Here is a 699-nt window from a genome sequence, read left to right on the forward strand (position 1 = left end):
GGGGGCCAGGGGCGGCGACTACTTCCTGAGGTAGTTCGCCTTCCACTCGCGGAGGTCCTTGAGGATGAGCGCGCGATCCTGCGCGCCCTCCGCGTTCTCCAGGAGGGTGATGAAACGGTCCACGGTGTTGAGCGCGGTCTGCTGGGACAAGCCCTTGTGGCGCTTGTCGTTGGCGTACAGGGGACTGGCCCGGATCTCATCCGCGAGCGCGAGGATCTGCGCCTTGAGGGCCTTCTCGGACACGGAGTCCCCGCCCTTGCTCGGCGCGGAGGTGTCCGCCCGGACGGTCTTCACCGTCACGTTCTTCGCGACGGGCGCGCTCGGCTTCACCGGCGCGTCCTCCACCACGGGCGGCGGAGGCGTCTCCACCGCGGGCGGCGGGGGCGTCACCACCACGGGCGCCGCGACGACCTCCGGCGGAGGCGCTGGCGTGACGGGCTTCGGCGTGGGCGGCGGGGTGGCCACGACGACGGCCGCCGGAGGAGTGACCTCCGGAGCGCGCACGGCGATGACCACGCCCACGGCCGCGAGGAGCACGGCCGCGCCAATGGCGATGGGCACGTAGCGCCGCGCTGAGTGGGCGCCTTCATCCTGGGGCACGACCCACTCGGTGGGAACCGGCGCGGGAACCTGCGTGGTGGGACGGCGCGCTTCCGCGTCGCTGACGGAGGCGCCGGCCTTGGGGGCGGACTCCTCGGT

Annotated in this window: 1 pseudogene; it reads right to left on the minus strand. The window is 73.1% G+C overall.

Features of this window, described 5'->3' with window-relative positions:
• Nucleotides 1–18: 18 nt before the first annotated feature.
• A pseudogene (locus D7X74_RS43490) lies at nt 19–699 on the minus strand (serine/threonine protein kinase); the annotation flags it as partial.

It is taken from the genome of Corallococcus sp. CA047B (assembly GCF_003612065.1).
Taxonomy (GTDB): domain Bacteria; phylum Myxococcota; class Myxococcia; order Myxococcales; family Myxococcaceae; genus Corallococcus; species Corallococcus praedator.